Annotated in this window: 22 protein-coding genes and 1 tRNA gene; 15 read left to right on the plus strand and 8 right to left on the minus strand. The window is 59.3% G+C overall.

Annotation, left to right across the window (positions count from 1 at the left end; all coding sequences use genetic code 11):
* Window position 1: 1 nt before the first annotated feature.
* Entirely contained in the window at window positions 2–2,548 is a 2,547-nt protein-coding gene (gene lanKC / locus HALAL_RS0110880; RefSeq protein ID WP_025274037.1) for a class III lanthionine synthetase LanKC, read from the minus strand.
* Window positions 2,549–2,760: 212 nt separating this feature from the next.
* On the opposite strand from lanKC, the gene HALAL_RS0110885 reads away from it, so the two are divergent.
* The 3 genes from HALAL_RS0110885 to HALAL_RS0110895 all read left to right on the plus strand — a co-directional run bounded on the left by HALAL_RS0110885 (window position 2,761) and on the right by HALAL_RS0110895 (window position 4,898).
* Entirely contained in the window at window positions 2,761–3,363 is a 603-nt protein-coding gene (locus HALAL_RS0110885; protein WP_025274038.1) for a class I SAM-dependent methyltransferase, read from the plus strand.
* Between the two features lie 138 nt (window positions 3,364–3,501).
* Window positions 3,502–3,578: transfer RNA gene (locus HALAL_RS0110890), tRNA-Ile, on the plus strand.
* 972 nt (window positions 3,579–4,550) lie between these two features.
* Window positions 4,551–4,898 carry a YnfA family protein gene (locus HALAL_RS0110895; RefSeq protein WP_025274039.1) on the plus strand — a complete coding sequence of 116 codons (348 nt, stop codon included), beginning with the start codon at window positions 4,551–4,553 and terminating at the stop codon, window positions 4,896–4,898.
* Window positions 4,899–4,985: 87 nt separating this feature from the next.
* On the opposite strand, the gene ppdK is transcribed toward HALAL_RS0110895, so the two are convergent.
* Window positions 4,986–7,619: a pyruvate, phosphate dikinase gene (ppdK, locus tag HALAL_RS0110900; RefSeq protein WP_025274040.1), complete on the minus strand. Its 2,634-nt coding sequence runs from the start codon at window positions 7,617–7,619 to the stop codon at window positions 4,986–4,988.
* A 539-nt stretch (window positions 7,620–8,158) separates the two neighbouring features.
* Window positions 8,159–8,587, minus strand: coding sequence for a GNAT family N-acetyltransferase (locus HALAL_RS0110905; RefSeq protein WP_025274041.1), 429 nt, complete (start codon window positions 8,585–8,587; stop codon window positions 8,159–8,161).
* Window positions 8,588–8,782: 195 nt separating this feature from the next.
* On the opposite strand from HALAL_RS0110905, the gene bluB reads away from it, so the two are divergent.
* Window positions 8,783–9,397: a 5,6-dimethylbenzimidazole synthase gene (bluB, locus tag HALAL_RS0110910; protein ID WP_029767778.1), complete on the plus strand. Its 615-nt coding sequence runs from the start codon at window positions 8,783–8,785 to the stop codon at window positions 9,395–9,397.
* A 14-nt stretch (window positions 9,398–9,411) separates the two neighbouring features.
* Here the strand turns inward: bluB and HALAL_RS0110915 are convergent, their stop codons facing one another.
* Window positions 9,412–10,086: a winged helix-turn-helix transcriptional regulator gene (locus HALAL_RS0110915; protein ID WP_025274042.1), complete on the minus strand. Its 675-nt coding sequence runs from the start codon at window positions 10,084–10,086 to the stop codon at window positions 9,412–9,414.
* Between the two features lie 204 nt (window positions 10,087–10,290).
* On the opposite strand from HALAL_RS0110915, the gene HALAL_RS0110925 reads away from it, so the two are divergent.
* A complete protein-coding gene (locus HALAL_RS0110925; RefSeq protein WP_025274044.1) occupies window positions 10,291–10,875 on the plus strand; it encodes a carbonic anhydrase in 585 nt (194 codons plus the stop codon).
* On the opposite strand, the gene HALAL_RS0110930 is transcribed toward HALAL_RS0110925, so the two are convergent.
* Window positions 10,833–11,459: a hypothetical protein gene (locus HALAL_RS0110930; RefSeq protein ID WP_156937705.1), complete on the minus strand. Its 627-nt coding sequence runs from the start codon at window positions 11,457–11,459 to the stop codon at window positions 10,833–10,835. The genes HALAL_RS0110925 and HALAL_RS0110930 overlap by 43 nt on opposite strands.
* Before the next feature lie 258 nt (window positions 11,460–11,717).
* On the opposite strand from HALAL_RS0110930, the gene HALAL_RS0110935 reads away from it, so the two are divergent.
* The gene (locus HALAL_RS0110935) at window positions 11,718–12,062 is read left to right on the plus strand and encodes a DUF1707 domain-containing protein (RefSeq protein WP_025274046.1); all 345 of its coding nucleotides are present in this window, start codon (window positions 11,718–11,720) and stop codon (window positions 12,060–12,062) included.
* On the opposite strand, the gene HALAL_RS0110940 is transcribed toward HALAL_RS0110935, so the two are convergent.
* A complete protein-coding gene (locus HALAL_RS0110940; RefSeq protein WP_025274047.1) occupies window positions 12,046–13,320 on the minus strand; it encodes a pyridoxal phosphate-dependent aminotransferase in 1,275 nt (424 codons plus the stop codon). The two genes, HALAL_RS0110935 and HALAL_RS0110940, sit on opposite strands and share 17 nt — an antisense overlap.
* 97 nt (window positions 13,321–13,417) lie before the next feature.
* On the opposite strand from HALAL_RS0110940, the gene HALAL_RS0110945 reads away from it, so the two are divergent.
* Entirely contained in the window at window positions 13,418–14,317 is a 900-nt protein-coding gene (locus HALAL_RS0110945; RefSeq protein ID WP_025274048.1) for a LysR family transcriptional regulator, read from the plus strand.
* Between the two features lie 4 nt (window positions 14,318–14,321).
* On the opposite strand, the gene HALAL_RS0110950 is transcribed toward HALAL_RS0110945, so the two are convergent.
* Together HALAL_RS0110950 and HALAL_RS0110955 are read right to left on the minus strand one after the other, a co-directional pair.
* Window positions 14,322–15,587, minus strand: coding sequence for a YibE/F family protein (locus HALAL_RS0110950; protein WP_025274049.1), 1,266 nt, complete (start codon window positions 15,585–15,587; stop codon window positions 14,322–14,324).
* A gap of 119 nt (window positions 15,588–15,706) precedes the next feature.
* Window positions 15,707–16,489: a maleylpyruvate isomerase family mycothiol-dependent enzyme gene (locus tag HALAL_RS0110955; RefSeq protein ID WP_025274050.1), complete on the minus strand. Its 783-nt coding sequence runs from the start codon at window positions 16,487–16,489 to the stop codon at window positions 15,707–15,709.
* Window positions 16,490–16,623: 134 nt separating this feature from the next.
* Between HALAL_RS0110955 and HALAL_RS17680 the strand changes: the two genes are divergently transcribed.
* From HALAL_RS17680 to rpsO, 8 genes are all read left to right on the plus strand, one after another.
* Window positions 16,624–17,196: a thiamine phosphate synthase gene (locus tag HALAL_RS17680; RefSeq protein ID WP_025274051.1), complete on the plus strand. Its 573-nt coding sequence runs from the start codon at window positions 16,624–16,626 to the stop codon at window positions 17,194–17,196.
* A 68-nt stretch (window positions 17,197–17,264) separates the two neighbouring features.
* Window positions 17,265–17,546: a hypothetical protein gene (locus HALAL_RS0110965; protein WP_025274052.1), complete on the plus strand. Its 282-nt coding sequence runs from the start codon at window positions 17,265–17,267 to the stop codon at window positions 17,544–17,546.
* Between the two features lie 181 nt (window positions 17,547–17,727).
* The gene (locus HALAL_RS0110970) at window positions 17,728–19,062 is read left to right on the plus strand and encodes an ABC transporter substrate-binding protein (protein WP_025274053.1); all 1,335 of its coding nucleotides are present in this window, start codon (window positions 17,728–17,730) and stop codon (window positions 19,060–19,062) included.
* A 197-nt stretch (window positions 19,063–19,259) separates the two neighbouring features.
* Window positions 19,260–20,219 (plus strand): carbohydrate ABC transporter permease, encoded by a 960-nt coding sequence (locus HALAL_RS0110975; protein WP_025274054.1) that lies wholly within the window; start codon window positions 19,260–19,262, stop codon window positions 20,217–20,219.
* Between the two features lie 97 nt (window positions 20,220–20,316).
* Window positions 20,317–21,201: an ABC transporter permease subunit gene (locus tag HALAL_RS0110980; protein WP_025274055.1), complete on the plus strand. Its 885-nt coding sequence runs from the start codon at window positions 20,317–20,319 to the stop codon at window positions 21,199–21,201.
* 263 nt (window positions 21,202–21,464) lie between these two features.
* Window positions 21,465–21,704: a hypothetical protein gene (locus HALAL_RS0110985; protein WP_156937706.1), complete on the plus strand. Its 240-nt coding sequence runs from the start codon at window positions 21,465–21,467 to the stop codon at window positions 21,702–21,704.
* 75 nt (window positions 21,705–21,779) lie between these two features.
* On the plus strand, window positions 21,780–22,709 hold the full coding sequence (locus tag HALAL_RS0110990) for a bifunctional riboflavin kinase/FAD synthetase (RefSeq protein WP_025274057.1): 930 nt from the start codon (window positions 21,780–21,782) through the stop codon (window positions 22,707–22,709).
* Between the two features lie 207 nt (window positions 22,710–22,916).
* Window positions 22,917–23,186: a 30S ribosomal protein S15 gene (gene rpsO / locus HALAL_RS0110995; RefSeq protein ID WP_025274058.1), complete on the plus strand. Its 270-nt coding sequence runs from the start codon at window positions 22,917–22,919 to the stop codon at window positions 23,184–23,186.
* The last annotated feature ends 303 nt before the right edge of the window (window positions 23,187–23,489 follow it).

Below are 23,489 nucleotides of genomic sequence, written 5' to 3' on the forward strand. Positions count from 1 at the left end.
GTTATATCCTTTCGTTGAATTTCATTGATACCGTTCCGGTCGCGCCGACTGTTCGGTCTGGCGTGACCGGAGTTGTGAACTCGAAACCGGGGAGTTCACAAGTCTGTGGTTCGGACAAGGTCATCTCCGTCAAAGCCATTCCGGCTGAGCCGGTGGCCAAGTCGGTGGAGAGACGCAGACCGAACCGTCCGATTCCTGCGGGGCCTTGGGCGCTGTGGGCATAGTGGATGTTCTGTAGGTGACTACTGTTCTGCGCGAGGAAGTGGTATTCCGGATGTGCTCGAGAGGATTGAGCAAGGAAGTAGGTGAGACCACTACGGCCGTGGAGGAGACTGCCGTCGAGGACCACACGAGTGCGGGCCCCGTTGAGCGCCAGCCGTAGATGGGCGGACAAAGCCTCCGTTAGATGGTCTTCCCACGCCAGCAATGCCATTCCGTATCCCGCTGAGCCATTGCCGAGGTATGGATACAGTCCCGTCCTCTGCCGCAAGCCCAAAGCACTACCATGCCGATTGGTTTCAGCGTGCGGAGCTTCGGCTTCCAATGCGGCAAGCCCGGCGCGGACCCAAGATGCATCTCCGGTCAGTGTGTGGCACCGAGCGAATAGGAGCGCCGCTCCGGAACGCCCGAAGAGCGCTCCAGGGGCGGAGAAAGCCTGGGGGTCCTCAAGGGAAGCGGCGACCTTTTCCGCCAGTCGGACGGCGTCGTTGGCGCGGCCCGCTTCGAAACAGAGGTGAGCAATTCCTACCGTCCCTGATTGCAGGCTGGAGGACAGTGAGGTGTTGTCCTCCATGATCTTATCCAGCAGACCGGTGGCTGACGGGTGTGCGAGTCGATGAAGTACGAAGGCCGCTCCTCCCAATCCGTCGTACAGACCTGTGGGGGTGCCGGTCCGAGCTCGTTCAGCCGACGTCGCGAGCCATTCGACATGATCGTCCGGCGGTGTGTGGCCATTCGCAAGCAGTGCGAACATGACGCCGGAGGCGCCCGACGCAAGTCCTAGGCTGCCGCCCGCCTCCAGGGCAGTGGGATCGGCGGGATAAAGCAGATCTCCACGGTCTGTTCTGGCGCATTTCAGAGCGGTTCGCAGGAGTTCGTTCGGCGTGGCGTCAGGTGAACGACGTGTCTGGCCGATTCCGATGCCGAGCCGATTTCTCATGCGTTCGACCATTGCCGACGCACAGTCGAATTGTTCCTCGATGACGTCTATCGCATCGGTGATCGCTCCGGGATTGAGGTGAAACAAGGTGTTAAACGGTGCGAGCACCGCTATTTGACTGGCGGCAAAGGCGAACCAATCCTTCTCCACCGGGTCGTCGGAAGCGGTCGTCATATAACCGGGAGCACCCATGGCGAGGTCGTTCGGAGCGTCGATCCGGCCGGCCGCTTCGAAGTCGATGAGAGTCAAGGAACCGTCCGGCTTGATAAGGACGTTCTTAATATGCAGGTCGCCGAAGTAGAGGCCGATCTCATGTAGGTCCTCGACGATCGATTCAAGCTGTTCAAGATGAGGGAGGGCCTCATCGAGGTAGTCTTGCCGTTCCTGTGTCGACGGATCGGGATGGATGAGCGGGTATCCGTCAACGACGAACTGCTGCAACGATGTTCCTTGGACGTGTTCCATGGCCAGGAAACTGTGTTCCCACACTTGGAAAAAGCGGTGTGCCTGAGGAGCCCACGGCACGTCGTCAAGGTGTCGCAGGGTTTCGTATTCGTTTCGCAAGCGGTCGACCGCGTCTTGTCCGGCAGCGTCGATCCCGGTATGGGGTCGAGCCTCCTTGAGTACGATGTCGTGGCCGTTTTCATCTTCGGCCAGGTAAACGCCTCCGGAGTTGGAGAAGTGCAGTGGTTTGACGACCGTGTACCCGTCGATGTGGCGATTGGGCACGCGCTCGGGATCGAAACCGGTGCCCTCTCGCAACCACTCCGGCATTCGGACCCAGTCAGGTAGGTCGAAACTCGCTCTGCGTCGGTCCGGCACCTTCTCTCCACTGGGATTCCGCAATGCCGCCACCTCTGTGCCTTTGTCGTCAAGACAAACTAGGCGGACGAATGAACCGTAGCGGAGGAAGATCGGCAGTTCTTTCCATCTGAGGTCTGAGAGAATATAGGGCCCTGCGCAATCCGCCAGGAGTGCTTCCAGACGTTCGATGACCGAGCGAAGTTGGTCTTCGCCGTCGGGGTACACGGTGACGGCCTTTCCGCTGCCACCACGGTGCGAGGCCTTATCGTTCTGGGCATTGAGGATTGCCGTATGAGGAATAAATTTCCAGGTTATTCGCATGGCAGAGCATACTTGCCAGGCTTTTTCCACAACATACTCATGATTGGACGGCGTGCAGCTGAGGTGAACCTTCCATCCTTGTTCCGGTAGCGTGCCGCCTGTGGGAGTCAATTCGGTCCAAATACCGTGGGTCGACCGGTGCCAGTCCGAAATCGGCTCGCGTGCAAGTCGAAGTGCTGAGGTACGCCCGGCCAACTCGGCGGGGTTCTCGAACCACACGGGGTCGGCGAGGAGGTAGCTCGTGGCAATCGGTCTGTCCATCATGTATGAGATCCTTGTCCATCGGTGTGATGTGACTGTTTCTCCATTGTTGGCGCCTAAGAAATCCGAATACAAGGGTCACAACAGGACTCGAGATCGTTGTCCGAATTAGGAATTCGCGGCCAAAGTGTCCGCGATAGGATATTCCGCCATAGGACACGTCGTCGCATGCCGCCGGTACAAAACATTGATGGAAATGGGTGAAAAAGAGGGTGATGACAACCGAGCAGATAAGGAATGCGTACGGCATTCGTTCCCACGAATACGTGGAGAAACTCGGCTCCGTGGGCGACATGTCTCCAGAGGACAAATCCGTGATCGAGGAGTGGGGTCACAGCGTGGTCGGGTCACTTGTTGACGCTGGTTCGGGACCCGGTCACTGGACGGAATACCTGCGAGAGTGCGGGGCCGACGTTGTCGGGGTGGATGTTGTACCGGAGTTCGTCGCGTCCGCGCGGCAGCGATTTCCCAAATCTCGGTATCGTCGGGGGACTCTGGATGAACTCCCTGCCGGTAACGGTGAGCTGGGAGGGGTACTGGCCTGGTATTCGCTTATCCATACGCCGCCTGCCGACGTGGCGGTAGTTCTCGGCGAATTCGCCCGTGTCCTGCGTCCAGGCGGGTCATTGCTTCTCGGCGTTTTTGAAGGTCCACACGCCGTCGCGTTCGATCATGCCGTCGTTACCGCTTATTTCTGGTCGGTCGATGCTCTCCGGTCGGCACTGGAAACGGCTGGATTCGCGATCCAAGAGGTGCATACGAGGCATGACCCGGGGGCGCGCCCTCACGCTGCGATCGTCGCGAAACGGAACAGGTGATGCGGGCGAGAACATTAATGCGCAGTACAACCGATCAACCGCGCGCCGATAGAATCGTGATGGGAGTCACTTGATACGGGCCATTGGTCGATTATCGGTACCAGTGCTGAGAACATCATCAGGGCAGTAATGCTTTGAGGGGCAGTAGCTCAGATGGTTAGAGCAGGGAACTCATAATTCCTTGGTCGCGGGTTCAAGTCCTGCCTGCCCCACCATCGATAATCGATGGATGTGTCCCTGAATTATGGTGCTAACCCCTTCACGCAGCTCGGCTGATTCGTGATGATCCGCTCATGGCATCTGAACGGCGCAGTGAAGTCAGGAACCGAGTTGATGTGATCATCGCCCGAGGTGTGATGCGGCGGTCCCATTCCCTGCCTATTGTGGTGAATAAAGAATTCGCGTGTACGGTTTTGTTTCCTGACTCTTCAGCGCTCATGTATCACTCCTCGCCATCTGTGCGATGTCGTTTAATGTACGGTCGTGACGGGCCTTTCATGACGTATGAATCCAGCATCGGTTATTGATTATTCAGCTTGGAAGTTTCGATTAATAGTGTGGCGCACGCGATTAGACGTCTATATAGCTGAACATAGAAATGCAGCTATGGTTGAATCGGTATTCATGGTTTAAAGGCAGAGGTAGGGAGATCGAATGAAGCTCGACTACGAGTTTCTTTGTCGAACTTCGTCATTTATGAAAATCGTATTCGGGATACGTGCGACCTTTATTGTCTTTCTCTCTGGAATATCCCTTATCATGGTATATGTTTCGGTTCCTGGGTGGCGTTCTCTCTTTGAGGAATTCGGTTTTGTCCCACTCATTTTGACAATGCTGATGGTCTGTTCCCGTGATTGCGGCATCAGGAATCAAGGAATTGGAAGACCACGTTACTCCACTCTCGTTCAGCAGCGTTAGTCCATATCATGCACATCAGATGAACCATGTATGGAAACTCGTCGTTGAGCCGTTTCGGCAAGCGTTTCTTCTAAAAAGAAGAATCTAAGCCCGGCGTACGATGAACAGCTGATTTTAGTTCACGCCACTATGGTCTCATTTTGTCGACAGTTCGTCGTTACGAGCATCTATGCGACGTCGAATCTTCCTGAGTTGACCGTCCGTGTCCGTGTTGAATCTGATCGGTAACCGACCTCATGGCAGCCTGAGTCACCGCATAGAATCGCGCCATGGATATCGTGCGTTCAATACTTCTGTTCTTGCTGGCTGCCCTCGCTGAAATCGGGGGTGCCTGGTTGGTGTGGCAAGGCTGGCGGGAAGAACGTGGAATTCTCTGGATCGCCTTCGGCGTCTTGGCTTTGGGCGCGTACGGGTTCGTTGCCACCTTTCAACCCGACCCTCATTTCGGGCGCATCCTCGCCGCCTACGGTGGTGTCTTCGTAGCGGGCTCGCTGGCGTGGGGGATGATTGTGGACGGTTTTCGCCCGGATCGATGGGATGTCATCGGTGCCGGTATTTGTCTGGTCGGCGTTGCCATCATCATGTATGCGCCGCGGGCGGACTCGATGGGGGCGTGACAACACTGTGGGGTGCCGTCTATCAACGAGCACCCCACATGGACGTCACGCCCGCCGCTGGTTAGTAAACCAGACGTCGGGGACCGATCAGTCCTTCTGTTTGACCGCGGCTTGGCCGCTCGCTAGACGTGCGACGGGAGCACGGTACGGCGAGCAGGACACGTAATCCAGCCCGGTCTGGTTGAAGAACTGGATCGACGCCGGATCGCCACCGTGTTCACCGCAGACACCAATGTGCATGTCGGAATTGGCCTTGCGGCCCAAAGAGACCGCCGTGGAAACCAAGGAGCCCACTCCGTCGGTGTCCAAGGTCGCGAACGGCGACGTCTCAAAGACCCCTTGTTCCAAGTACTCGCTGAAGAACGAACCTTCGACATCGTCACGCGAGAAACCCCACGTCATTTGAGTGAGATCGTTCGTGCCGAACGAGAAGAAATCGGCGTGCGGAGCGATGCGGTCGGCGGTCAATGCGGCTCGGGGAACCTCGATCATCGTTCCCACGGGGATTTCCACGTTGAAGTCGGACAGGACCTCATTGGCCTTGTCCTTCATGATCTCCAGTTCGCGGTGATCACCGACCAACGGAATCATGATCTCCGGCTTCGGCTGCAAACCACGTTCACTCAGCCGCGCGGCCGCTTCGGCCACCGCTTGGATCTGCATGGTGTATAGACCTTCCAGCACGATGCCCAGGCGGACTCCGCGCAGACCCAGCATCGGGTTGTGTTCATGGAGCTTACGTGCCGTCCGTAGCAGCTCAGCGTTGGCCTCGGTCGGGTTGACGGCATTCTCCACCGACAAGTCGACGAACGACGGAAGGAACTCGTGGAGCGGCGGATCGAGGAGGCGAATCACGACCGGTAGCTCGTCCATGGCCTCCAGGATTTCCTGGAAATCGCCAACCTGCAACTCTTTGAGTTGCTCCAAGACGCCTCCGCGCTGTTCCGGTTCCGCGAGAATGAGCTTCTCCACCAATTCCCGGCGGTCGCCCAGGAACATGTGCTCGGTACGGCACAGGCCGATGCCCACGGCACCGAAGCGCCGCGCCAGAGCCGCGTCGGCACCGGTGTCGGCATTGGCCCACACCTCCATGCGGGAACGTTCATCCGCGTACGTCATCAGACGGTCGACCGCGCGCGTCAATGCGTCCGCGTCGGCGCCCAGTTCACCCTTGAAGTATTTCTCCACCGGGGAACTGGTGACGGCCACGGCGTCGGCCCAGATTTCCCCCGAAGTCCCGTCGATCGAGACGATGTCGCCTTCGTGGATTTCCGATCCGTTCGGCCCCTTGGCGTGATCGTCCAGAACCTCCAGGCTGTCGGCCCCGCACACACAGGTCTTCCCCAAACCGCGTGCCACCACGGCCGCGTGCGAGGTCTTACCGCCCCGAGCGGTGAGAATTCCGACCGCGCCGATCATGCCCGGAAGATCGTCGGGGTTGGTCTCGTCGCGAATCAAGATGACGTCCTCGCCGGCCTCGGCTTTTTCGGCTGCCCGCTGTGGGTCGAAGATCGCCTGACCCACCGCGGCACCCGGCGCGGCCGCCACACCCGAAGCGATCGGTTCCGGGGCGTTGGCGCGATCGAAGGCGGGGAACATCAATCGGGTCAACTGTTCCCCCGACACACGCGTCAGCGCTTCGTCCGCCGAGATCAAGCCTTCGTCGACCAGATCGATCGCGACGCGGAACGCCGCAGCCGGGGTACGTTTACCGATCCGGGTTTGCAGCATCCACAGTTTGCCCTGCTCGATCGTGAACTCGATGTCACAGACGTCGCGATAATGCTGCTCCAGCAACTCCATGTGCTCCAGCAGTTGACGGTAAGCGGTGGGGTTGATGTGTTCGAGGTCGGCCAGCGGCGAGACGTTGCGGATACCGGCGACCACATCCTCCCCTTGGGCGTTGGCGAGGTAATCGCCCCAGACTCCGGGCTCACCCGAAGACGGGTCACGGGTAAAGGCGACGCCGGTACCGGAGTCGGATCCCCGGTTCCCAAAGACCATGCCCACGATGTTGACGGCGGTGCCGAGGTCGTCGGGAATACCTTCCCGTTTGCGGTACACCTTGGCTCGTTCGCCGTTCCACGACGTGAAGACGGCTTCAATGGCCATCCACAGTTGATCGAGCGGGTTTTGCGGAAACGGGGAACCGGTCTGTTGATAAATAACGTCTTTGTAGTCATTAACGAGATCCCACAGTGCCGATGCCGGTAGCTCACCATCATTGTCGACGCCCGCCTTGGTGCGGGCAATGCTGAGAGGCCCTGAGAACAATGCGGCGTCCAGTCCCAGGACGGTTTGCCCGAACATGGTGAGAAGACGGCGGTAGGTGTCGGCGGCAAAGGCTTCGTCATTGAAGGTGGCGGCCAAACCGTGCACGGTCTCGTCGTTGAGACCGACGTTGAGAACCGTATCCATCATGCCTGGCATGGATACCTTGGCCCCCGAACGAACCGACACGAGAAGCGGATCGGCACTGTCGCCGAAGCGACGACCGATGGCTTTCTCCAGAGCGTCCACCTGCTGACGTACCTGTTCCTCCAATTCAGAGGGAACCGCGCCTTCGGCCAGGAAATACCGGCAAGCGTCGGTGGTGATGGTGAACCCGGGCGGTACGGGTAGCCCCAGCCGAGTCATTTCGGCGAGGTTGGCTCCCTTCCCTCCCAGGAGATCAGCCTGCGTGGCGTCTCCGGAATCGAAATTGAAAACGTAATTGGTCATGTCATCCTCCGGTCTCAGGCCCAAAAGGCCTGGGATCGTGTTCATGCTAATTAACAGGGAGCGTAACCATGTTCTGAACTAAAGGGAAGGTGCATGTGTTTTATTTTACTGCCCAGTGAGTGGTTGTAATCGAATTGCGTGATACTCGATCGTGTATGCGCAAGCGGTGGGCATAAACTGCACAAAGACATGGGATCAATTACGGTATCGTAGTTATCGGATTTTAGTTCAGGGAATCGCGAAACGATAGTCCAATCGGGATAATTCTGTTCACAGAGTGGGATTTCCCTTTGATCTCCCAATTCATCTACCGGCGAGTAGGAAACAATGGCCAATGACCTCGGTATTGTCTGGAATGCGACCGGATCCACGATGAAATTCAAATTCCGTGTCCGCAACGGTATCGCTTGTGCCCGTTGCTTATTACGCGGATTGGGTTAAAACCGGATAAGTCGGGGAGGCCTGGTAAGTACCGTCGCCTTCCGGTCAGGCTTACCTCCCAGGCGTTCTGCAGCGTATTAAATTTTCGGAAAGCGCCCTTACGAAGTGGGGTTTCTGCGCACCATGCAGGTACTGTCTCCTTGTTCTGCGGGAACGAAGTCGTATTTCTCGTACAATCCCTCGGCACCCTGCGTGAACAGTGCGGTGCGACGTAGCCCCACGGCGTCCAGATCGGTGAAGATTCGGTCAAGCAGAAAACGAGACAGGCCGTGACCGCGTTGCGCCGGGTCGACGTACACGTCGGCAAGATAGGCAAAGGTGGAGTGGTCGGTGGTGACTCGGGCGCACCCGATCTGTTGCCCCGCAGCGGTGTACAGACCATACGCGATTGAATTCTCGAAGGCGGTTTCGGTGATGGATCGGTCCCGTCCCTTGGCCCAATAGGTATCCGTGGCGAGGACATGATGCACCCAATCGAGATCGAAGCGATCGCGGTCGGTGGAAACGAAGCATTCAAGCTGCGACATGGTGAATCCTTAAAGGAGAGAAAAAATGAACCGATGTCGCATTTTAGGGTAGTTCGGATGTCAGATAGGCGGGCCGGTGATTTGATGTGAGATATCGGTTTCAGCGCTACCCTCGGTGACCGGTACGGCGGTGAGCTGACTGGCTTTTGTCGGGTTCGGTACCGAACGGCGAAACGTCGGCGATACTAATAGCGAGTGGATCTTTATGAAGCCGTATACCGCCGCCGCGACGTCCGAGCGGAATTCTCCGGTGCACCGCTACCGGACGGTGCCTTGGAGCGAGTACTCAATGCCGCCAACGCCGCGCCGAGCGTAGGAATGTCACAACCTTGGGATTTCATCGTCGTATCCGATTCCGATCTCAAACGACGGTTCCATACCCATGTTGACGAGGAACGCCGTGAATACGCCTCCCAACTGGACGCCGAACAACGGGAGAAGTTCCAACGCATCAAAATCGACGGAATCCTGGAGTCCACCCTTTCCGTGGTCGTCACCTACAACGCCGATCGTGGCGGACCGAACGTTCTAGGGCGGCACGCCATCGCCGATGCGGGCCTGTATTCCGTATGCCTGGCCATCGAAAACCTCTGGCTGGCCGCCACCGCGGAAGAGCTGGGCATGGGATGGGTCTCGTTCTATCGCGAGCATTTCCTCTCACAACTGCTTGGAATACCCGACGGCATCCGCCCGATCGCGTGGCTGTGTCTGGGGCCGGTGACGCGCCTGCAGGAGACGCCGGATCTGGAGAGACACCGCTGGAGGAAGCGTCGCCCGCTGGAAGACAGCCTGCACCGCAACGGATGGTAAGTCCCTCAGCAGCATCAGCGTTCGAAATCCGGACGAGCCGCGCCCGCCGATTCGGGTAGTCGGAACATGTCCAGAAATCGTTCCGCCAGGTCCTGGTTACCCGTCACTACGGCACGTTCGGCGTGCAGGGCCACCCCGAGGGAGCGTTTACCGATCGTCAGACGCTTCAGAGTCTCCGCGTCGGTGGTGATCGTGGCGTGCGGGTGTTCGATCATGCCCGGATTGAGAAGTAGGGCCCGGTCGGTGATCTCAGCGGAGAAAAAGCGCTCCCCGATCACCAACTGTACGGCCAGATCGAGTCCCTGCGCGGCAGCCGGAACAAAGAGGCTGCGCAGGGTCAGAATGACCGCATCAGTTCCGACCTTGGTGTCCAGTGGAATCGCCGGGGAACGTGCGCCCCAGCGCAGTAGCTGCACGATGATCCCCTCCAGACCACGCCCCCACTCCGTCAGCTCGTATACTCGACTGGCCGCCGGTGGAGGCAATCGCCGCCTGGCAACCACCCCGGCAGCCTCCAAGTGCCGTAGTCGATCGGAGAGAACGTTCGCGCTCGCTCCCGGAAGGCCGGATCGAACATCGGTGAATCGTTTCGGTCCCAGTAGGAGTTCGCGCACTATGAGCAGTGACCAGCGTTCTCCGACGATGTCGAGCGCGTGAGCGGCGGGGCATCCGTCGTCGTAGGAACGCATGCGTACTCCTCAAGTCGTGGTGATGGTCGTTCCAATGCCCGTACGTGTGTGGGCGTGAAGTTGGACGTTGGAACGAGTGGCGCAGTCCGACTCCAGCATACTGTCGCGGATGAGTGCGGCGAGCTCGGTCAGTACGCTCAGTATGGCGTTGATCGAAGACGTGTCGGAATGTTTCCGACAAGCCAGGATATGGAGGTACAAAGGATGAACGTATCCATGCCGGACGAGGCGAAACAGACTCTGCGAGGTCTGTTGGAAGGCAACGATCGATTTCGCGACGACCGAATGCGCTACCGGCGCGATGTGGAGGCGGCGAAACGAACCGCGCCGTCACAGAGCCCAAAGGCGGCGGTGTTCACCTGTGTGGATTCGCGGGTGATGGTCGAGTCGGTTTTCGATTGTGACTTCGGCGAACTGGCGGTGGTCCGTACGGCCGGGCACGTACCGGATCGAGCGGCCGTGGGGTCGTTGGAGTTCATCGCCACCGAGTTGAAGGTCGATGTAGTCGTCGTTTTGGGACACCAACGGTGCGGGGCCATCGCGGCGGCCTTGGAGACGGTCAAGGAGTCCGACGACAGCACGGGGACCGGGTTCTTGATCGAGCAACTGTGGGATCCCGCTGCCCAGGCGCTGAAGGAGTGCCCCGACGATGCGGCTCCGTACGCCGAAACCCTGCATGTGCGGAAAACCGTCGCTTCCCTGAATGAGAGGGACAAGTTTCACAATGTCCCGGTCATCGGCGCGACTTATGAATTGGACACCGGAGCGGTCAAGTTTCTGGACGTCTGAGCGGGTTCGTGATCGGCGCACTGCACCACGACCGTCGCCCCGGCACGAACCAGGTTCCGCGCCACGGCGCGTCCCCGGACGGCGGGAATGCGGTGCAGTATGACCGCCGGGCGCCGGTGGACCAGCGAACGAGCGTTCCTTTTGGCGTGACGATCGCCGGATGCTTGCAGTGATTCGGCGATGATGCCGACGATCCGGCGGTAGTCACCCCAATCCTCCGGTACATGGGTGAGAACGACGTCCAATCGAGAAGTACCGTTGTTGACGTCAAGGCTGCCTTCGAGGAGGACGTGGGCTTCGGGGTCGCGCACGCGACGGGACATGGTGAATCGTCCTTTCGTGATGAGACGGAACAATACCGTCACCAAGGTGAGAAGGGAAAGAGCAGCGAGCCACTGCCGGAAATCAGACAAAGAGGGATCCGAGCCGGCGACCCGGACGATGAACACGATGACGGCTATTCCATTGCCGACCAGAAGCGCCGCGTAGACGATCGGAGCTCGCGAGATGCTTTCCACCGGGCGTTTTCCAGGTATTTCAGCATCACGAACACCGTCTACGCTCATGCGGCTTGGCGTGTGCATGGGTTAACCCTAAGCATTGAAGGGAAATTCAGAGTTGCCCTTATGTGTACTTGGGTGGAAATTTGAGAAACCTGCGGTGGTGGAGCGGAACGCACCGGTGTCGGAGCACGTCATCGGGGACCGGGTGACCGGTGTGCTCCATCGGTGTCATCGCTTGCGGCGAATTACGCCAATGGCTTTCGCGCCTTGTGAATCAGGGGGTTACATCTGTGGAATTCCTCTGCCATGCTGAGGAAAAAGCAATGGAGGAATTCCGCTATGGACCCGTTTAACATTCGTGCCGGAAGGGCGGACAAGCGATTCGCCATTGATTGTCTCAATGAAGCCGTCAAACGGGGAAACCTGCCCAAAGAGGAATATACGTCCCGCCGTCACGACATCATCAGTGCGGTTTCGGTGGGGGAACTGCAGCAACTGATCGACGACCTCGACCGCCTCGAAGGCCGCGACAGCTGGCGCTACGGCCATTGGCGCGGACCCGTTCAAGACGGTCGAGAACTGGAGATTCAGCGAGCGGTCGGCGTCGCCTTCCTCATCGCCGCTCTCGTTGTGCTCATAGTGGTCGTCTACGTCGTGGTCAATGTGATCAACGACTGGCTGTGAGCAGCTGGTCGGCCGCTACCAGACCGTTGACGGCCGTGTCGAGACGGGCCAAAGCGTGCGATACCCACGGCACCGACAGCGGGTCGTCCGCTTCCAAGACCTCGGTGCGTTGGGCATCGTTGATCCCGTACAAACCGGGAACGGCGACACGCAGCGTCAAACTCCCGGGAGCGTCACCGAATTCCGACCCCGGAATGGTCACCACGTCCCACTGTTCGGTCAGCCACTCGGCCAGCTCAGCGGAGGTGGAAATGCCGTGTTCCGTCTTAAGGTAGGCGCGCCACGGCTCGAAATCCGGCCAAACGTAAAACGCCCCTCGTGGTTTGACGACTTCCAGGTCATAGGACCGAAAGATGTCGGCCACCGCCGACGCGACGGTGCAGTGCAGGTGACGGGAGCGGTCAATGCGGTCACGCAGGGCCGGGAGGTCGGACCAGGCCAGTGCGGCCGCGTGCTGAGCCGGAAGCGGAGGAGTCGACCAGATTTCGCTGGCCGCCGTTCGTACCCGCTTCATCAGGCGTTCACCTGTCGGCCCCGCGGAAAATCGCAGACCTCCGAGCCGCCAGCCTCCCAGAGCGAAGTTCTTTGACAAACCGGTGGAGACGACTGTACGGTCGGGCGCCCATTGTACCGGCGTCGGCACCGCTGCCTGGTCGAACACCAGGTCCCGGTAAATCTCATCGCTAATGATCGTCAAGCCGAATTCCTCCGCCACGGAACAGACGCCCCGCATGGTCGTTTCCGACGGCAAGGCACCAGTGGGGTTGTCGGGGAGGGTGACGATGATGCTGCGTGGACGCATCCCCGCTTTGATCGCCTGGAACAGCGCCGGCCGCAACAGTTCGGGGTCAGGTGCACCGCCCTCACCGGCGGAAGCGGGAACCCGGATCGGGCGGGACCCCACCATGGCCGTCTGCGCCGCGTAGGAAACCCATGCGGGAGACGCCACCACCACGTCTCCATCGAGGGCTTGCAAGAGCGCGAACAGCAGAGGTTTGGTACCCGGTCCGAGAAGTACCTGGTCGGCATCGGTAGGGACGTCATGTCGGGTGAAGTAACCGGCGAGCGCCTCGCGGGCGGACTTGATACCCGCCACCGGGCCGTAGTCGGCTAGAGAGGCGGCGCTGGCGTACGCCTCCCGCAGTGCGGGGTGGACGGGTAGGTTGGCCCCGCCGAAGGCCAGGGGTACGACGTCCCGGCCGGCTGCTCGGCGAGCGGCAATGGTCTCGTTGGCGGCGAGTGTGGCAGAGATGGTCATGATCGTTCCTTCTATATCCGATGTGGTATTTAAAGCCTCGCTCGCCTTAAGAGATAATACAAGTAATTGCCGCTTGTGCTTAGGGTAAGATTAACTTATGCTCGGAGTTTCGCGCCTCAGTCTGCTATACGAATTCGCCTCCCACGGCTCAATTCGGGCAACAGCCGTTTCTACTGGTCAAACCCCCTCAGCGGTGTCACAACAATTGCGAGCCTTGGAAGACGAAGTCGGTGTTGCCCTGCTGGAGCGGACGGCCCGTTCGGCACGCCTCACCGATGCCGGTCGTCGCCTGGTGGAACATGCGGGCGCCATTTTGGACGCCATTGCCGCCGCGGAAGCCGATGTGGCCTCCGTGGACGCCACCCCGCAAGGCGAAGTGACGGTATCGGCCACCCCGTCGGTTGCGGTGGCGCTCGCCGGTTCGGTGTTGAAACGGTTGCGCCGGTACAAAAAGCTGACCTTGGTTCTGCGGCAGCAACCGAACGTGTCCGAAGCGGAGGGACGAGTCAAGGCGGGACAGTTGGACATCGCCCTGATCGATGATTGGACCGGATTGCGGCGTTCCGATAAGGAGGGTCCGTTGACCTATCATTACCTGTTGCGGGATCCGTTGATGGCGGTGCTTCCGAAAGATCATCCGTTGGCCGCGAATAAGCGGGTATCGTTGCGCCAATTGGCAGGACAGCCGTGGATAGCCTCTCCGGAAGGCGAGCCGTCGCGTTTGGCCATGGAGCGGCTCTGGAGACGTGAGTCCATTGCCGCGCCGCTATCGGTGTTCGAAGGTCTGGACACGATTCTCATGCTTGTCGCCAAGGGGCTCGGTGTGACCGTCGCGCCTTGGATGGCGACACTGGAACGTAAAGGTATCGTCGTTCGGCCCTTGGTCGGTGCGGCACCCGGCCGTGAGATCTATGCGGTGCATCGGACCGCTTCGACCGGGCGCCCTTCCGTCATGACGGTGTTGCAGGCCCTGCACCACGCCGCTCGGGTGCTGTAATGCGCTAGAGGTGGCCGGGCGGGTATGGCAGATCCTCGTCCCACGACGGCTCTTCGGAGATTCGCTTGCGTCGCCGTGTGGGTGGTGTGAGCGGATCGTCGTCCGGATCATGGTGGGACGAGCGGCCTTTGCGAATGAAGACGGCTGCCAGGTAGGTGGTGATCGGGACGGCCGCGATCAGCCCCAGGGTTCCTACCACGGAGCGTAGAATCTCTGCCGCGATCAGTTCGTTGGTGAGTACCTGCCCGACCGGGGAGTCGGAACCGACGATCAGAACCAATAGGGGCAGGGAGGCTCCCGCGTAGGCCAGTACAAGGGTGTTGACCACTGAGGTGATGTGGTCGGTACCCACTCGGGTTCCCGAGCGGAACAGGTGACCGATGGTCCATTTGGGATTGGCCTTGGCCAGTTCGTCCACTGTGGCGGCTTGGGAGACGGTGATGTCGTCGATAACACCCAGAGCACCGATCAGAATGCCCGCCAATAGCAGCCCCGACATGTCGAGATCAAAGTTGAGGCTGAGGTTGCTGGTGTCCTCGTCGACGATGCCGGTGAGATTGGCCAGCGAAGTCGCGGCGGCCGCGAGGACTCCGGTCACAAGGAGGGCGCTCAGAGTTCCCAGTACCGCCACTGTCGCACTGCGGTTCCATCCGTGCGTCACGAAGATCGACACCAACATGATCGCCGAGGCCCCGACGACGGCGACGGTCAACGGTGATGAGCCGTTGAGAATGGCGGGAATGATGAACAGGAGCAATACTGCGAAGGTGATCGCCAGGCTCAACAGGGATCGCAGGCCCTTCCAGCGCCCGAAGGCGATGATGGCGAGAGCGAAGGCGATCAGCGCCGCCCACAGGACGGACGAACGTTCGTGGTCGATGATGTGATAGACGGTTCCGTCCATGGCGCCGGGGAGATGCATGACGATGACGGAGTCACCGACGTCCACCGTCGGCGCGCCCGGCCCGGACGGCAGATCCACGATGGTTTCCTTCCCCTGATCGGGTCCGCTCATGAGCCGGATGGCCACCTCACCACAGGGCCCGGGTACGGCGAGTTCACCTTGACCTTCGGGACATTCCATTTCATTGACGGCCAAGACGTCGGCCTTGTACTCGTCGTTGTGTTCAACGTCGGCGGCGGAATAGTCGATCGGCCAGAGCCAGACGAGCCCGATAAGGGTGGCCAGCGCGGCGGGTATCAGTATCCAGAGTGCGCGGCGTGGGACGGTGTCGTTTCCGGTTGTGTGGGTGTGATGGTTGTGGCTCACCCGCCCAGGATAAGGATGACCGTCGACTTTCGCCAGTGGCCCCGTGAGCGTGGGCGGGTCTCACACTTGGCCTCGACTTCATGACTGACGTCAGGGAGCCGCACACCGCGACGCCCCGATCATACGTCGATGGGAACGGACCAAACGACCGGAGACAGCTCGGCCCACAGTTGCAGCGGATACCGGTCTCCGACACAGTCGAGATCCTGGAAGGGGAGTCGGTTCCACAGGGAAAGGTACAGCAGTTCGGCCGGACCCCGCACGGCTGATTCCGGGGGCAGGGTGGGGTAGGAGGTCACCAGGGGCGGCATGTGACTGAGATGAATGTACCAGTCACCGCGAGTGTGGGGGACGTCGCTGGCTTGCAGGTGAATGCAGGTGGGGCGGATGGTTCGCAACAGGGTGGAGCTGCGGCTTTGAAATCCCATCAACATTTCGTCGATGCCGTCGAGGGCGTACAGCGGATGGATTTCGGATATCTCGTCTCCGAGGGTGAGCTCGGCGTCGACTCGGTGGATCGTGGTCTCGTGTACCTGGCGGCGCGTCCAGAACTCCAGGCTGCTCGGGGCGGCGAACGACTGCCAACATCGCAGGTCGTCGGGGGCTTTTCCCAAGGTGTCGCAGAGGTCGAGCACACCCTGCATGGCCCACTCGCTGAGCTGGTCGTCATTGGGAAGCGGGCCGACGAACTGTGTAAAAGCGGTGGGGTCGGGTTCGTTGTGTCGGCGTTGGCCGACAATATAGGTCGACCAACGATGTGAGATTCCAATGTGTCGAATGAGATCGCGTAGGCACCAGGTGGGGCACGACGGTACGGGATGGTCAAGGGAGGTGGCATCGGCTATGCTGACGATGCGTGCCCCCTCGTTCTGTATCACGTCGATCTGATCCCCAATACTCATTACAAGCAGTCTTACGCATAAAATGTGACGAACGCAAGTGTTGGAGATAACTGTTATCGTAGCGTTAGGAAAACCAACAGTCCGTTTTCTTAACGTTACTTATGAGTAGATTCTATGATTTAGGCTGTGCGGCAATGACTCTCCCGGGTAACCGCCTTTTGGTTATTACTGATGAAACTCAATGTTTCGATGACACCGTACTGCGGCGGCTCGTGGAGGCGCGTAGTGGGGGTCCGTTCAGCGTGGTGGTGCGGGACAAGCACATGAGTCCACGTTGGCGTCGTGGCTTGACCGAGGAGCTGAAACGCGCCGATTTCGAGGTTATCGTGGCCGATCCTCCGGATTCGGAGGCCAGGGTGCACCTGTCGGCACAGGCGGAGTTGCCGAATCACGCCGTCACGTGTCTGGGTCGCTCGTGGCACCAGGGTGACGGGATTCCATCAAGCCGCACACTGGATTACGTGACGTATTCACCGATCTGGGCCAGTGCTTCGAAGCCGGGGTACGGACCGACGGTGGGAATCGACGGCTTGGGGGCCTTCTGCGGGGCCGCGCCGATTCCGGTGTATGCGCTGGGCGGCGTGGAGACTCCCGAGCGGATTCACGCGGCCCGCGCGGCGGGGGCCTATGGAGTAGCGGTCATGGGTGCGGTCATGCGCAGCGTCGAGCCCGCCGAGGTCGTCAGGCGTTTCAACGACGCCTTGTAGCGGGATTGTAGAGTGTCAGGGTAGCGAATATCCGATCTCCTGTCCCTCTTAACACTTGGAAGGATTCCATGGTCTCTCGCGATAAATCGGAAAATCACGACGATCTACCGACGGATGTGTCCCGTCGGGGACTGAAGGCCGCCCGTGCCATCCAGTATTCCGTCGTTCCCCTCGGGCTCGGCGGGGCCGTTCTTGGCGTCCTAGGGCTCAGTTTGCTGATAGTGGTGTTCTCGATAATGGGAAGCCTCATTCTCTATGCCTTGGGAAGCATCCTCGAAGTGCAGATCATCAGCCTCTGGGAGGCACACAAGGACCGTCAGGCGTCTGCGGCGGACCGAATGGGAAGCTGACGGTCTACTCCGGCCCGTATCGGCGGAAGAACGGTAAATAGTCGTAACAAGTTCATAAACAAATCTTGACCTGGATCATACTTGGCGGCAATATTACTTGAGACACAAGCGATCATGGTTGCCGTGCGAACGGCTGGGAGGAGCCGTGGTCGCCGCGCAGATATGTTTCAGGGAGTCATCTATGACAAGAGCGAAGACCACCACCTCCCGTGCCGTGGGGATCACAGCCCTATTCGGACTGGTGTTGACCTCGTGCGGGGCACCGGATGAGGAAGACACCCGGGGAGACACCGCTGAAGGGGCGGAAGACTGCTCGAACTACTCCGAATACGGAGAGTTCGACGGAGAGACCGTTCAGATCATGTCGTCCATCCGTGATCAGGAAGCGGATGAGATGGCCGCCGCGTGGACCGACTTCGCCGAATGCGTCAACATCGACATTCAGCATGAGGGGACCGGCGACTTCGAGACCATTATTCAGCAGCGGGTCGATGGTGGTTCGGCTCCCGACATCGCCCTCTTCCCCCAACCCGGCCTCATGCGGTACTTTGCCGACGACATGGTTCCCGCCTCTGACGAACTGCGTGAACGTGCCGAAGAGGGCTGGAGCGAGGACTGGCTGAACTACGCGACCTTCGACGGCACATTCTACGGCGCTCCGCACTCCGGCAATGCCAAGTCGTTGATCTGGTACTCCCCGAAAATGTTCGCCGACAAAGGCTATGAGATCCCCGAAACCTGGGACGATCTCATGGCGCTGTCCAATGAGGTCGCTGCCGATGGGATGGCTCCCTGGTGCGTCGGTTTCGGTTCGGGCGACGCGACCGGGTGGGTCGGAACCGACTGGGTCGAAGACATCATATTGCGGGAAGACACCGACCTCTATGACGACTGGGTGACCAACGACGTCTCGTTTACCGACCCCCGCGTTAAAGACGCTTTCGACAAGGCCGGAGACGTCCTGCTCAATGACGAATACGTGTACGGCGGCTCCGACCGGATCTCGTCCAACGCCTTCGAGACCTCGGCCCGTCCCATGTTGGAGGACAACTGCGCCTTGCACCGGCAGGCGTCGTTCCTGGGATGGCCGGAAGACACCGATGTTTCGGAGGACGGCGACGTCTTCATTTTCCGTTTCCCTGAAACGAACGCCGAGGACAACCGCATGTTGATCGGTGGAGAGTTCGTGGCCGGGTTCAATGACGACGCCGCGACCGAAGCCGTCCGGATGTATCTGGCCAGCGAGTTCTACCACAACAACCGCCTGCAGACCGGTCCCTGGACGACCGCTCGACAGGGTGTTGATCCTTCGAACGCCACCACCGCCGTCAACCAGTACGCCACCGAGATCATGACCGACCCCGAAGTGACCGTCAGGTTCGACGGGTCCGACCTCATGCCCGGTGAAGTAGGGGCTTCCGTCTTCTGGGAGGCGATCACCGATTGGGTGGACGGACGTAAAAGCACCGAGGAAATCCTGGAGGACATCCAAGCCGCCTGGGACGACTTGGAATAACTCCGAGTGAGGTGGTGCTGCTCCCGGAAGTCGAGCAGCACCACCGCCTCGAACAGCGCTGACATCGCTCGTCCCACCTGGGACGAGCGTGCTCACGCGACATGTCCGCCAGTATTCGGCGGTGGTGCCCGTAGCTCGCCGTCGAATACCCCGCCCTCGACGTGTTGAGGAATAGTCCATTGAATCCCGACGATATAATGAGTCGTCTATTGTGGCTGGGGATCGGCCTGGCCGCGGTAGGCGGTCTGGTATCTCTTGTCCTGGCTCAAGCCGAGTTGTCCAAACGAGTGCGGCGACAGGGTGTGACCGCCGCAGTTTTTCTCTTCCCCGCGTTGCTGTTCATAGCCGTGGGACTGATCTATCCAGCCAGTCGAACCCTGATTCTGTCGTTCTATGACAGAGACGGCGATAACCCGGTCGGTTGGGATAACTTCACGTGGGTGGTGACCGATCCCGACACCCAGCACATGCTGATCAACACCGCGATGTGGATCATTATCGTTCCGATGACGGCGACGTTCATCGGGTTGGTCTACGCCGCGCTGATCGACGGTAAACGCGGCGAACGGGTTTACAAGATGCTGGTATTCCTGCCGATGTCGATTTCCTTTGTCGGGGCTTCGGTGATCTGGGCGTTTATTTATGATGTGCGTCCGCCGCAGGAAAACCAGATCGGAATTTTGAACGCGATGGTGACCGCCTTCGGCGGGGAGCCGGTCGATTGGCTGCGAGACTGGCCGGTCAACACCCTTCTACTCATAGCAATCTTGGTGTGGATCCAGGTAGGTTTTGCCACGGTTCTATTGTCGGCCGCGCTGAAAGCGGTGCCCAGTGAAATCAACGAAGCGGCTCGCATGGACGGAGCGAGTCGGTGGCAATTGTTTTGGCGGATCACCGTCCCTTCCGTGAAACCCGCGATCGTCTTGGTCATGATTACGATCTTCATCGCCACCTTGAAGTTGTTCGACATCGTGCGGACCATGACCGGTGGTCGACGCGGAACCGACGTCATCGCCCACAACATGTGGGCCCAAATTTACGAACAACGGCATATCGGACGAGGGTCGGCCATGGCGGTATTGCTGTTGGTACTGGTCGTCCCGGTGATCGTGTACCAGGTCCGGAACTTGCGTCGTTATCAGCGGGAGGGGCGTTAAGATGTCGCAGGAGAGTACCCTTACATCCGACGTCGGAGGATCGTCTGACCGGCGCGACGATCGGAGAACCGAGTCTAAGCCCAAGCGGCGTTCGGGGATGGGCTGGCTGTCGAGCCGAGTGGGTTCGGCGGTGGCCATTCTGATCGCGGTTCTGTGGACCTTGCCGACGGCCGGTCTGTTCATCAATTCACTCCGTTCTCAAGACGACATCGAGGATGCCGGATGGTGGACGACGGTTCGCGACCCGGCTTTTACCGTGGAGACGTACAACTACGTTCTGTACAGTTCCGGTTCCGGCGGAGGGTTTGCCAACTATTTTCTGAACAGCCTCGTCATCGCCGTTCCCAGCGTTCTGTTGCCCATCGCATTGGGGACCATGGCGGCATACGCCTTGTCGTGGATTCGCTTTCGCGGACGCGGAATCATCTTCATTGGAATCTTCTCCTTGCAGATTGTTCCGCTGCAAATGTCCATTGTTCCGCTTCTGTCGTTTTTCAGCGATGGTTTGAGTTTGGGTGGAATGACGATTGTGCCGCCGTGGGACCTGGCCGGGTTCGAACGCTATATTCAGATTTGGATCGCGCACACCGTTTTCGGGCTCCCTTTGGCAATTTTCTTGCTGCACAACTTTATTCGTGAAATACCGGCGGATGTGGTCGAGGCGGCTAGAATGGACGGAGCCAGTCACGTCCAGATATTCCGAAGTGTGGTGTTGCCGTTGGCGGCACCCGCCATTGCCTCCATCTCGATTTTCCAGTTCCTCTGGGTATGGAACGACTACCTGGTAGGTCTGGTGTTCGGCGGTGGCCCGATGACCAATCCCCTGACCGTCCAATTGGCGAACATGGCGGGGACTTATGGGGACAATTGGACCCGTTTGCCCGCTGCCGCGTTCGTATCGATCATTGTGCCGCTTATGGTGTTTTTGGTATTGCAACGGTACTTTGTCCGGGGGCTTTTGGCCGGAAGTGTCAAAGGTTAGACAGTTTGAGTTGACCAAACAATGAACAAATCTCAGATGTTTTGCTAATTCGCTGCGGCCCGAGAAGGCGTAGGACACAATCGGAATTGCCAGAGATTCCAATCTCACTTGTGTCGGAAGATTGATTGACATGGCGGTACGGCCGGGGTAGGAAAACGGGAACGGATAGGGACCTGTCATTCCCGTTTTCTCTACTTCGCGGCTTCGGCACATGTCGGTGATCGATACGAGTGGCGATACTTCGCTTGCATCTGGGGGACGTCATGTCTGATCGAGATCTACCGGAGGAATTCCGCGACACTCTACCACTGGAGGAACGCGATTCTTCGGGAAATCCACCCGTTGACCAGCCTTCGGTGATGGGGGACGAAGCGGACGCCCAAAGCGGTTCGGTAGGAAACGCCTGGGTCCTGTTGGGTCTGTTCTTGTTGATTGGAATCGGGGTGGTCATGCTGATCGTATTCGCTTCGAGTGGGGACGCTTCTGAATCCATGCTGTTGTGAGGCCATGGCGAGATCCACGCCAAAGCATGGCCCGTTCAGTTGTTACTCCGACGTTGGAGTGGGAAACTCGAACGCATGGAAACTTGGCGCGGAATCGAAGCGACCCCGCAGAACTGGCCGAAGTCGGTCGTCGCCATCGGCGTATTCGACGGGGTGCATCGAGGACATCAGGCTCTCATTCGCACAACCGTCGCGGAAGCCGAACGGCGAGGCGACTCGGCCTCGGTCGTCATCACCTTTGACCCCCATCCCACGGCGGTAGTGGCCCCGAAACACGTGCCCGCCTCCCTGGCCACCGTGGACCGCCGCATCGAACTGATCGGTGAATGCGGTGCGGACGCGGTCTGCGTTCTTCCCTTTACCCGCGAACTGTCTCAACTGAGCCCAGAAGACTTCGTGAAGCAGGTCTTGGTGGATCGGCTCCATGCGGAGGCCGTCGTGGTCGGGGAGGACTTCCGTTTCGGGCACAAGGCCGCCGGAGATACCGCTCTACTCGCGCGCTTGGGCGCGGAATGGGGTTTCGACGTCTACCCACAGACCTTGGAGGCCGATACGGAATCGTTTTCCTCCAGCCGAGTGCGGCGCCTTATCTCCTCCGGTGATGTGGAGGGGGCGGCCGAAGTGCTCGGACGGCCGTACAGTATTTCGGGAACCGTGGTCCGAGGAGCCGGTCGAGGTGTCGACCTGGGATTTCCGACCGCGAATATCGGCCACGACACCCACGTGGCGGTCCCGACCGACGGTATCTACTCCGGGTGGCTGCACGTCGACGAACGCCGTTTGCCCGCCGCCGTCAGTGTGGGGACGAATCCGACCTTCGGCGAAGCCGAACGAACCATCGAGGCCTACGTGCTGGATTTCGAGGAGGACCTCTACAACCAGCGGGTACGACTTGACTTCGCTCACCACCTGCGAGGACAAATCACCTTCGACAACCTGGACGAACTGGTAAAACAGATTAGTGACGATGTCACGCAGGTGCGCCGCCTTTTGGAGGGGGAATAGCCGGACTGCTAAGGTTAGGCAGGTTACCGGTCTGCGACCGCCCGTCCGGGTAGGTCGACGAATGGAACCGACACCGTCGTTGCGGGGTTCAGGCCCCCACGGCCGTAACACGGGTCTGCACGACGCCGCGGGCCGCGTGTGACCCTCATCGATCCGAACGGAGGAATCGGTGAGGCATCATTGGTGCGAAACAAGATTGTGAGAGAAATGGCGCTCGATACTGCCCAGAAGGCTGAAATCATCAAGGAATACGCCACCCACGAAGGTGACTCGGGTTCGACCGAGGTCCAGGTGGCGCTGTTGACCGCTCGTATTTCGGAGCTGACCGAACACTCCAAGCAGCACAAGCACGACCACCACTCACGTCGTGGTCTTCTCCTGCTGGTCGGTAAGCGTCGTCGTCTGCTGAAATACCTGCGTAATCAGGACATCAACCGCTACCGCTCGCTCATCGAGCGTCTCGGAATTCGCGGTTAATCAGCTGGATGGGAGCGGCAAGGGCCGCTCCCATCGGCGTATAAGGGGTCTTGTAGGTCTATCGAGATTCCCAGTCGAACACGAAGACGGCACCGCGCTGGAAAATCGCGTCATTGAGCGAAAACCAAAGAAACGTCCAGCGAGCGTTTGAGTAAGCCTGTCAAATGTGAAATGTTCGTCTGGTGGACTCATGACAGGTAGCATTCCAAAGAGACCGACGTACTGTATATCGCGTACAACTCGCCGCGTACCCCGGTCCTCGGTAGTGGCATACGGTGACACCATCGGTTCGAGTCTCGACTC

This window comes from Haloglycomyces albus DSM 45210 (assembly GCF_000527155.1).
Taxonomy (GTDB): Bacteria; Actinomycetota; Actinomycetes; order Mycobacteriales; family Micromonosporaceae; genus Haloglycomyces; species Haloglycomyces albus.

Excerpts from the sequence above, each read along its gene's own strand:
- lanKC (WP_025274037.1), bottom strand. The coding sequence starts at position 2,548 with ATGATGGACAGACCGATTGCCACGAGCTACCTCCTCGCCGACCCCGTG.
- HALAL_RS0110885 (WP_025274038.1), top strand. The coding sequence starts at position 2,761 with ATGACAACCGAGCAGATAAGGAATGCGTACGGCATTCGTTCCCACGAA.
- HALAL_RS0110895 (WP_025274039.1), top strand. The coding sequence starts at position 4,551 with ATGGATATCGTGCGTTCAATACTTCTGTTCTTGCTGGCTGCCCTCGCT.
- ppdK (WP_025274040.1), bottom strand. The coding sequence starts at position 7,619 with ATGACCAATTACGTTTTCAATTTCGATTCCGGAGACGCCACGCAGGCT.
- HALAL_RS0110905 (WP_025274041.1), bottom strand. The coding sequence starts at position 8,587 with ATGTCGCAGCTTGAATGCTTCGTTTCCACCGACCGCGATCGCTTCGAT.
- HALAL_RS0110915 (WP_025274042.1), bottom strand. The coding sequence starts at position 10,086 with ATGCGTTCCTACGACGACGGATGCCCCGCCGCTCACGCGCTCGACATC.
- HALAL_RS0110925 (WP_025274044.1), top strand. The coding sequence starts at position 10,291 with ATGAACGTATCCATGCCGGACGAGGCGAAACAGACTCTGCGAGGTCTG.
- HALAL_RS0110930 (WP_156937705.1), bottom strand. The coding sequence starts at position 11,459 with ATGCACACGCCAAGCCGCATGAGCGTAGACGGTGTTCGTGATGCTGAA.
- HALAL_RS0110935 (WP_025274046.1), top strand. The coding sequence starts at position 11,718 with ATGGACCCGTTTAACATTCGTGCCGGAAGGGCGGACAAGCGATTCGCC.
- HALAL_RS0110940 (WP_025274047.1), bottom strand. The coding sequence starts at position 13,320 with ATGACCATCTCTGCCACACTCGCCGCCAACGAGACCATTGCCGCTCGC.
- HALAL_RS0110945 (WP_025274048.1), top strand. The coding sequence starts at position 13,418 with ATGCTCGGAGTTTCGCGCCTCAGTCTGCTATACGAATTCGCCTCCCAC.
- HALAL_RS0110955 (WP_025274050.1), bottom strand. The coding sequence starts at position 16,489 with ATGAGTATTGGGGATCAGATCGACGTGATACAGAACGAGGGGGCACGC.
- HALAL_RS17680 (WP_025274051.1), top strand. The coding sequence starts at position 16,624 with ATGACTCTCCCGGGTAACCGCCTTTTGGTTATTACTGATGAAACTCAA.
- HALAL_RS0110965 (WP_025274052.1), top strand. The coding sequence starts at position 17,265 with ATGGTCTCTCGCGATAAATCGGAAAATCACGACGATCTACCGACGGAT.
- HALAL_RS0110970 (WP_025274053.1), top strand. The coding sequence starts at position 17,728 with ATGACAAGAGCGAAGACCACCACCTCCCGTGCCGTGGGGATCACAGCC.
- HALAL_RS0110975 (WP_025274054.1), top strand. The coding sequence starts at position 19,260 with ATGAGTCGTCTATTGTGGCTGGGGATCGGCCTGGCCGCGGTAGGCGGT.
- HALAL_RS0110980 (WP_025274055.1), top strand. The coding sequence starts at position 20,317 with ATGGGCTGGCTGTCGAGCCGAGTGGGTTCGGCGGTGGCCATTCTGATC.
- HALAL_RS0110985 (WP_156937706.1), top strand. The coding sequence starts at position 21,465 with ATGTCTGATCGAGATCTACCGGAGGAATTCCGCGACACTCTACCACTG.
- HALAL_RS0110990 (WP_025274057.1), top strand. The coding sequence starts at position 21,780 with ATGGAAACTTGGCGCGGAATCGAAGCGACCCCGCAGAACTGGCCGAAG.
- rpsO (WP_025274058.1), top strand. The coding sequence starts at position 22,917 with ATGGCGCTCGATACTGCCCAGAAGGCTGAAATCATCAAGGAATACGCC.